The following is a 7,881-nucleotide window of genomic DNA, read 5'->3' as shown; positions in this document are numbered from 1 at the left end:
ACGGGGAGAGGGAGAAAACCAGGCCCCTTCTCCCTTGAGAGCGAATCAGGCAAAGAGAAATGAGCGGTCCCCTCTCCCTTGAGGGAGAGGGTTAGGGTGAGGGTGAAGTAAGGCTTACTTACGGCGCCAGGTCGTTCCCTGCGGGCCATCTTCCAGCACGATCCCCATCTCGTTGAGACGGTCACGCGCGGCGTCGGCCGCTGCCCAGTCTTTCGCTTTACGCGCGTCGAGGCGCTGCTGGATAAGCTGCTCAATTTCCGCCACTTCACCGTCATCCGCCTGCGCACCGCCCTGCAGGAAGGCTTCCGGATCCTGCTCCAGCAAACCAATCACGCCCGCGAGCTTGCGCAGATGAGAAGCCATTGCGCTTGCCGCATCGGCATCTTCGGTTTTCAGACGGTTCACTTCACGCGCCATGTCGAACAGCACCGAGTAGGCTTCCGGCGTATTGAAGTCGTCGTTCATCGCTTCGATAAAGCGAGCTTCGAAGGCTTCACCACCGGCCGCCGCCGCTGAGGCATCGGTACCGCGCAGCGCGGTATACAGACGTTCCAGCGCCGAACGCGCCTGCTTCAGGTTCTCTTCGCTGTAGTTCAGCTGGCTGCGGTAGTGACCCGACATCAGGAAGTAGCGAATCGTCTCGGCATCGTAAAACTTCAGCACGTCGCGCACGGTAAAGAAGTTGCCCAGAGATTTAGACATTTTCTCGCGGTCAACCATCACCATTCCGGAGTGCATCCAGGTGTTAACGTACTCGCCGTCGTGGGCACAGGTGGACTGCGCGATTTCATTCTCGTGATGTGGGAACATCAGATCTGAACCGCCGCCGTGGATATCAAAGTGGCTGCCGAGCTGTTTGCAGTTCATTGCGGAACACTCGATGTGCCAGCCAGGACGACCTTCGCCCCACGGTGAAGCCCATGCTGGCTCGCCCGCTTTCGACATCTTCCACAGTACGAAGTCCATCGGGTTGCGTTTAACATCAACCACGTCCACGCGAGCACCGGCCTGCAGCTGATCCAGATCCTGACGAGAAAGTTCGCCGTAGGTAGGGTCAGAAGGCACGGAGAACATCACGTCACCGTTGTCTGCCACATAGGCATGACCGCGTTCGATAAGACGCTCGGTGATCTCAATGATTTCCGGGATGTGGTGCGTTGCGCGCGGCTCACTGTCCGGGCGCAGAATGTTCAGCGCATCGAAGTCTTTGTGCATTTCAATAATCATGCGATCGACCAGCCCGACAAAGTCTTCGCCGTTTTCGTTGGCGCGCTTGATGATTTTATCGTCGATATCGGTGATGTTACGCACGTACTTCAGCTTGTAGCCAAGGAAACGCAGGTAGCGCGCGACCACGTCAAACGCCACGAAGGTACGGCCATGGCCGATATGACACAGATCGTAAACGGTAATTCCACACACGTACATGCCGACAACCCCAGCATGAATAGGCTTAAATTCCTCTTTTTGGCGAGTCATGGTGTTGAAGATTTTTAGCATCGAAGATTCCATATATCCGTGTGTGTACGAAAACCGCATATTCTACCCGTAATTCAAACCCGAAGCAGCACACAATGCAAGGTGATCCATGCCCGCGCTTATGCTATAACAGGCGCCTATATGTGACCCGCTGACGGGTTTTCGCACCACTATAACGGAACAGGATGCAAAAATGGTTACTTTCCACACTAATCATGGCGATATCGTAATCAAAACCTTTGATGACAAAGCGCCTGAAACAGTTAAAAACTTCCTGGACTACTGCCGCGAAGGTTTCTATAACAACACAATCTTCCACCGTGTTATCAACGGTTTCATGATCCAGGGCGGCGGTTTCGAGCCGGACATGAATCAGAAAGCCACCAAAGAAGCCATCAAAAACGAAGCCAACAACGGTCTGAAAAACACCCGTGGTACTCTGGCAATGGCGCGTACTCAGGCTCCGCACTCTGCAACCGCTCAGTTCTTCATCAACGTGGTTGACAACGACTTCCTGAACTTCTCTGGCGAAAGCCTGCAGGGCTGGGGCTACTGCGTATTTGCTGAAGTGGTAGAAGGTCTGGACGTGGTAGACAAAATCAAAGCGGTTTCTACCGGCCGCAGCGGCATGCATCAGGATGTGCCGAAAGAAGACGTTATCATTGAAAGCGTGACCGTCAGCGAGTAATTCGTGGCGACACTCTTTATCGCAGATTTGCATCTGCAAACAGAAGAACCGGCGATCACCGCCGGTTTTCTGCGTTTTTTACAGGGTGAAGCCCGCAAGGCTGACGCGCTGTACATTTTAGGCGATCTGTTCGAAGCCTGGATTGGCGACGACGACCCTAATCCGCTGCATCGCGAGATGGCGGCGGCCATCAAAGCGCTGGTAGATTCCGGTGTCCCCTGCTTCTTTATCCACGGCAACCGCGATTTTCTCCTCGGTAAACGTTTCGCCCGCGAGAGCGGCATGACGCTGCTGCCGGAAGAGAAAGTGCTGAGCCTCTATGGCCGCGACGTGCTGATTATGCACGGCGATACGCTCTGCACCGACGACGCGGGCTATCAGGCGTTTCGCCAGAAAGTGCACACCCCGTGGATCCAGACGCTGTTCCTCGCCCTGCCGCTGTTTATCCGCAGCCGCATTGCCGCCCGTATGCGCGCCGGCAGCAAAGCCGCTAACAGCAGCAAATCGCTCAGCATCATGGACGTGAACCCGCAGGCGGTGGTTGAGGTGATGGAAAAACATCAGGTGCAGTGGCTGATTCACGGCCATACCCATCGCCCGGACGTACATGAACTGACCGCCAACGGCAAGCCTGCGCATCGCGTGGTGCTCGGCGCCTGGCACAGCGAAGGCTCGATGGTGAAAGTTACCGCCGATGCCGTAGAGCTTATTACCTTCCCATTCTGAACCTAGTCAAAAAAATTCAGTGTGAAGCGCAAGTGCGCAAACGTTTTCCTTGCCGGAATTCCGTGCTATTCTCTGTGCCCTCGAATGCAGCGTGTTCCGCACCACAGGAGTTTTAAGACGCATGTCTTCCCGCAATAATCCGGCGCGAGTCGCCATCGTGATGGGGTCCAAAAGCGACTGGGCTACCATGCAGTTTGCCGCCGAAATCTTCGATATCCTGAATGTTCCTCACCACATCGAAGTGGTCTCCGCCCACCGTACACCAGATAAGCTGTTCAGCTTCGCCGAAAGCGCGGAAGAGAACGGTTATCAGGTGATCATTGCGGGTGCCGGTGGTGCCGCACATCTGCCGGGAATGATTGCCGCGAAAACGCTGGTGCCGGTACTGGGCGTTCCGGTACAAAGCGCTGCCCTGAGCGGCGTGGACAGCCTCTACTCTATCGTGCAGATGCCGCGCGGTATTCCGGTGGGTACGCTGGCGATTGGTAAAGCCGGTGCCGCTAACGCCGCGCTACTGGCCGCACAGATCCTCGCCACCCACGACCGCGAGCTGCACCAGCGGCTGGCCGAGTGGCGTAAAGCCCAAACGGATGAGGTTCTGGATAACCCGGATCCGCGGGGTGCGGCATGAAGCAGGTTTGTGTACTCGGCAACGGTCAACTGGGGCGTATGCTGCGCCAGGCGGGTGAACCGCTCGGTATCAGCGTCTGGCCGGTGGGCCTTGAGGCCGATCCGGAGGCCGTGCCGTTTCAGCAGAGCGTGATCACCGCTGAAATCGAACGCTGGCCGGAAACGGCGCTGACGCGTGAACTGGCGCGCCACCCGGCTTTCGTTAACCGCGATGTTTTCCCGATTATTGCCGATCGCCTGACGCAAAAATCCTTGTTCGACAAACTTGGTCTGCCAACGGCACCGTGGCAGCTGCTTGCCGACCACAGCGAATGGCCCGCCGTGTTTGCCCGTCTGGGCGAGCTGGCCATCGTGAAGCGTCGCACCGGCGGCTACGACGGTCGCGGCCAGTGGCGGTTGCGCGCCAATGAAACCGCAGAGCTGCCAGAAGATGCCTACGGCGAGTGCATCGTTGAGCAGGGAATTAACTTTTCTGGCGAAGTGTCGCTGGTCGGCGCGCGCGGCCACGACGGCAGCACGGTATTCTATCCGCTGACCCGTAACCTGCATCAGGACGGGATCCTGCGCGTCAGCGTCGCCTTCCCGCTCGCCAACGCCGAACAGCAGGCGCAGGCGGAAGGCATGCTCATCGCCATCATGAACGAGCTGAACTACGTTGGCGTGATGGCGATGGAGTGCTTCGTGACGCCATCCGGCCTGCTCATTAACGAGCTGGCTCCACGCGTACACAACAGCGGCCACTGGACGCAGAACGGCGCTTCTATCAGCCAGTTCGAACTGCACCTGCGCGGCGTCACCGGGCTGCCGCTGCCGCCGCCGGTGGTGAACAGCCCGTCGGTGATGGTGAACCTCATCGGCACCGACCTGAACTACGACTGGCTGAAGCTGCCGCTGGTGCACCTCCACTGGTACGATAAAACGGTGCATGCCGGGCGCAAAGTTGGCCACCTCAATCTTAATGACTGCGATACCCACCGTCTGAGCGCCACCCTGGAGGCGTTAGTCCCGCTGCTGCCAGCGGAATACACCAGCGGCATTGCCTGGGCCCAGAGCCAGCTTATCTGACCTTTCCAGCCGGGGAGTCTTCCCCGGCCTGTTTCAAGCGCGTAGAATCCCCCGACTGCCGTAATGGCTTTTGTTTTCCGAAGAAGGATTTGCCCATGAACGATGGGACGGACTATCGCGCGATCCTGAGCGCCGATATCCCGCTTATTGACGTCCGCGCGCCGGTCGAATTCAATCAGGGCGCGATGCCCACCGCCGTTAACCTACCGCTGATGAACGATGAAGAGCGCGCCGCCGTTGGCACCTGCTATAAGCGCAACGGGCCAGAAGCGGCCCTGCGGCTTGGCCACCAGTTAGTGAACGGCGAAACCCGCCAGCAGCGCCTTAACGCCTGGCGCGAAGCCTGCGCACGCGCGCCTCAGGGCTATTTGTGCTGTGCCCGCGGCGGGCAGCGTTCACACATTGTGCAGCAGTGGCTGAAAGAAGCGGGCGTGGATTATCCGCTGATCGCCGGGGGCTACAAGGCGCTGCGTCAGGCCGCTATCGAAGCCACCTCTGAGCTGGTCCGCCAGCCGATTGTGCTGGTTGGCGGCTGTACCGGCAACGGCAAAACCCAGCTGGTACGCGAGCAGGCGGACGGTATCGATCTTGAAGGGCTGGCGCATCATCGCGGCTCGTCGTTTGGCCGCACTCTGCAGGCGCAGCTGCCGCAGGCCAGTTTCGAAAACCATCTTGCCGTCGAACTACTGAAAAAAGCGAACACCCGCCACGACGTGCGTTGGGTGCTGGAAGATGAAGGCCACATGATTGGCGCCAACCATCTGCCGGAGTGCCTGCGCGAGCGGATGGCGCAGTCGCCCATTGCGGTGGTGGAAGATCCGTTTGAACTGCGGTTACAGCGGTTGCAGGAAGAGTATTTTGATCGCATGCACCACGATTTTACCGCCGCCTACGGCGAAGAGGCCGGATGGCAGTCATACTGCGAATACCTGCACCACGGGCTTTACGCCATTCGCCGTCGCCTGGGGCTGCAGCGTTTCGCCGAGCTCACCGACCTGCTGGATTCGTCATTACATGCCCAGCGGCAAAGCGGCACGACCGATACCCATTTCAGCTGGCTGGTGCTGCTGCTGAAAGAGTATTACGACCCGATGTACCGTTATCAGCTGGAGAAAAAGGCCAGCAAAATTGTCTTTCGCGGTAACTGGCAGGAAGTCACTGCCTGGCTGCAGAGATAAAAAAAGCGGGCCGTTGGCCCGCTTCTCATCAGAAGTCGTAACGCAGACGCACCAGGTTCATATCGCCCAGGTTGTCGGTGCTGGAGGTGAACACGTGTTCGTAATCCACACGGAAACCGTAATCCAGCTGGAAGCTGACCCCCACGCCGTTATCAATACGCTGGTAGTTACGACCATTCACGTACTGGATACGGTCGCCCATGAAGTACGGCTGAATGGATTTCACCGCATACTGACCAATCGGGAATTTATAGCCCGCGAAGTACTCAATCCCCCACGCATCACCGGCAAAGTAGTCATGCACTGAGGTCTTTTTGGTGGTCATGAAGTTCTGATACCAGCCGCCGCCTGCCGCGAAGGTCCAGTTGTCCGGAGTCCAGCTCAGCGCGGTGCCGAGGATGTTCTGGTCATAGGTTTTGCTGTCGTTGTTATCCGGGTTACGCATTTCCGCGCGGGTATAGTTCCACGAGGTGCCCCAGGTCAGGTCTTTAGCAATGTGATAATCCACGCCCAGAGAACCACCGCCTTTACGCTTGTAGCGCAGGCCGTTGCCCGGCAGGTATTCGGAATCGCTAAACAGATAGGAGGCGTACAGATCAACGTCGCCGACCGTCTTCTTATACTTCAGCATATTACGGGAACGATAGGATCCATCATAATCGCCGTTGATGCCGTTACCCGGCGCCTGGGCAATCATGTCGTAATCCCAGATATCGGTTTTCGCGCCCACCACATCGTAATAGATGCTGTTTTGCTGGCCGAAGGTCAGAGTACCCCAGGTGTTGCTCTTCAGACCGGTATACAGCATACGGCGAGAGGTATCGTGCGCCCCTTCCGCATAGTGGTTATCCCAGTTGAACAGCGCCGGAATGTTAACCCCGAGCTCGTAATAGCTTATCCAGCTGATATCGTCGAACAGGTAATAATCAGCGGCGAAGCGGAAACGAGTACCGCCGTCGAAACCGTTGCGCTTATAGGCGTTTTTACCGTCATCCCCGGTCATATTGTTGAATTGCGGACGAATGCTGCCGCCCACGGTGAAGTTCAGACGGCTCAGCGGATCGCCCGCCTGCGGATCCTGCTTCAGAACGGTGATTTCTGCCTGGCTTGCAAAAGATGTCAATGCCACTGCGGCGCCCACGGCTAACGCCAGGGTGCTTTTCATTATTTTCATTGAGAGTTTTCCTTGATGAATAGACTGCCAAATATTCAAGCCATGAATGTTAACGTTTATTAATGACCGCGTGTTGTCGGGTTTTTGATAAAATGTGCGGTTAAAAATCAAGGAGTTGACGTTTTGTGCGGCTAAAAGGACAAACCAGTAGAATAACTGTTCAATAAAAGCGCAGAGCGTTCATTAATGGATGATGAATTAACCTAAAACATTAAAGATGCCGGTTTGGGGTCGGCATCTTTAATGCTCTCTCAGCGGCTAACTCGCACACTGAAACCTTGATTCTTTAAGATCACCGGCAATATAGCTAACAAGATCGTGAATAAATCCAGACAGAATCTTAAAGTCATGATGTTCAACATTATGAATTAAAAGTACTTTAACTAAAACATGGCAATATTCGCATTGCAGTTCAGAATCGGCAAAAATCCATTCTTTATCACTACCCGCCATTAATTCCCCACTCCTTTCTATTCCATACGCCAGCCCCATCGATTCACCTAAAGCGGTCTGTAGCCTGGCGATATAGGCGATAAGGCAGCGTAGAAGAGGTTTCGCGCACTCCTGATGATGACAGTCTACTAAAATTTGCGATAAGAGCTCACAGCGTTCAATGAGATCAATAAAGTCGGGATTTCCAATAGAAAGCTCGCTATATATTTGAGGGTTATAATACAAATCTATCGATTCAGTGCACATATATTTTATCCCGTTATTATTTACCAAAAACCTCCATAAACGCCACATTCTGGAGGCAAACTGAGCAAGGTTGGCGTACCGATAATAACGGGAATCGGCGCTTCGCTAGAAGCCCTCGCTCAGCCCACCAGAGCGCATTCTAACAGTAAGCATGCAATTGATGAATAAAAGCTGAGGAAATATAAACCATCATATCCGTTATCATTATCAGGACGCCAATCCAGGAGCCTGTTATTTCAGGT

General features: G+C 55.5%; 8 protein-coding genes. 5 read left to right on the top strand and 3 right to left on the bottom strand.

From position 1 onward, the window contains the following. Positions 1-114: 114 nt before the first annotated feature. The gene (cysS, locus tag GYRE_RS08065) at positions 115-1,500 is read right to left on the bottom strand and encodes a cysteine--tRNA ligase (protein ID WP_006818891.1); all 1,386 of its coding nucleotides are present in this window, start codon (positions 1,498-1,500) and stop codon (positions 115-117) included. A 172-nt stretch (positions 1,501-1,672) separates the two neighbouring features. Between cysS and ppiB the strand changes: the two genes are divergently transcribed. From ppiB to mnmH, 5 genes are all read left to right on the top strand, one after another. After that, positions 1,673-2,167, top strand: a complete 495-nt coding sequence (ppiB, locus tag GYRE_RS08060; RefSeq protein WP_038254424.1) for a peptidylprolyl isomerase B — start codon at positions 1,673-1,675, stop codon at positions 2,165-2,167. Positions 2,168-2,170: 3 nt separating this feature from the next. Beyond that, positions 2,171-2,893, top strand: coding sequence for a UDP-2,3-diacylglucosamine diphosphatase (gene lpxH / locus GYRE_RS08055; RefSeq protein WP_006818889.1), 723 nt, complete (start codon positions 2,171-2,173; stop codon positions 2,891-2,893). A gap of 121 nt (positions 2,894-3,014) precedes the next feature. Further along, complete coding sequence (gene purE / locus GYRE_RS08050; protein WP_038254421.1) at positions 3,015-3,524, top strand: 5-(carboxyamino)imidazole ribonucleotide mutase; 510 nt, start codon at positions 3,015-3,017, stop codon at positions 3,522-3,524. Continuing rightward, a complete protein-coding gene (gene purK, locus GYRE_RS08045) occupies positions 3,521-4,588 on the top strand; it encodes a 5-(carboxyamino)imidazole ribonucleotide synthase (protein WP_038254419.1) in 1,068 nt (355 codons plus the stop codon). The genes purE and purK overlap by 4 nt, the downstream gene beginning before the upstream one ends. A 95-nt stretch (positions 4,589-4,683) precedes the next feature. Next, positions 4,684-5,766, top strand: a complete 1,083-nt coding sequence (gene mnmH / locus GYRE_RS08040; RefSeq protein WP_038254417.1) for a tRNA 2-selenouridine(34) synthase MnmH — start codon at positions 4,684-4,686, stop codon at positions 5,764-5,766. A 28-nt stretch (positions 5,767-5,794) separates the two neighbouring features. On the opposite strand, the gene GYRE_RS08035 is transcribed toward mnmH, so the two are convergent. Both GYRE_RS08035 and GYRE_RS08030 read right to left on the bottom strand, forming a co-directional pair. Beyond that, positions 5,795-6,940, bottom strand: a complete 1,146-nt coding sequence (locus GYRE_RS08035; RefSeq protein WP_038254415.1) for a porin — start codon at positions 6,938-6,940, stop codon at positions 5,795-5,797. Positions 6,941-7,198: 258 nt separating this feature from the next. Beyond that, positions 7,199-7,639: a hypothetical protein gene (locus GYRE_RS08030; RefSeq protein ID WP_051860929.1), complete on the bottom strand. Its 441-nt coding sequence runs from the start codon at positions 7,637-7,639 to the stop codon at positions 7,199-7,201. Positions 7,640-7,881 lie beyond the last annotated feature (242 nt).

The sequence above is a fragment of the Yokenella regensburgei ATCC 49455 genome (assembly GCF_000735455.1).
Lineage (GTDB): Bacteria > Pseudomonadota > Gammaproteobacteria > Enterobacterales > Enterobacteriaceae > Yokenella > Yokenella regensburgei.
This window is presented reverse-complemented; position numbering and strand designations above follow the sequence as displayed.

What these genes read in the sequence shown, in the direction of transcription:
- cysS (WP_006818891.1), bottom strand. Translation starts at nt 1,500, where the DNA reads ATGCTAAAAATCTTCAACACCATGACTCGCCAAAAAGAGGAATTTAAG.
- ppiB (WP_038254424.1), top strand. Translation starts at nt 1,673, where the DNA reads ATGGTTACTTTCCACACTAATCATGGCGATATCGTAATCAAAACCTTT.
- purE (WP_038254421.1), top strand. Translation starts at nt 3,015, where the DNA reads ATGTCTTCCCGCAATAATCCGGCGCGAGTCGCCATCGTGATGGGGTCC.
- purK (WP_038254419.1), top strand. Translation starts at nt 3,521, where the DNA reads ATGAAGCAGGTTTGTGTACTCGGCAACGGTCAACTGGGGCGTATGCTG.
- mnmH (WP_038254417.1), top strand. Translation starts at nt 4,684, where the DNA reads ATGAACGATGGGACGGACTATCGCGCGATCCTGAGCGCCGATATCCCG.
- GYRE_RS08035 (WP_038254415.1), bottom strand. Translation starts at nt 6,940, where the DNA reads ATGAAAATAATGAAAAGCACCCTGGCGTTAGCCGTGGGCGCCGCAGTG.
- GYRE_RS08030 (WP_051860929.1), bottom strand. Translation starts at nt 7,639, where the DNA reads ATGTGCACTGAATCGATAGATTTGTATTATAACCCTCAAATATATAGC.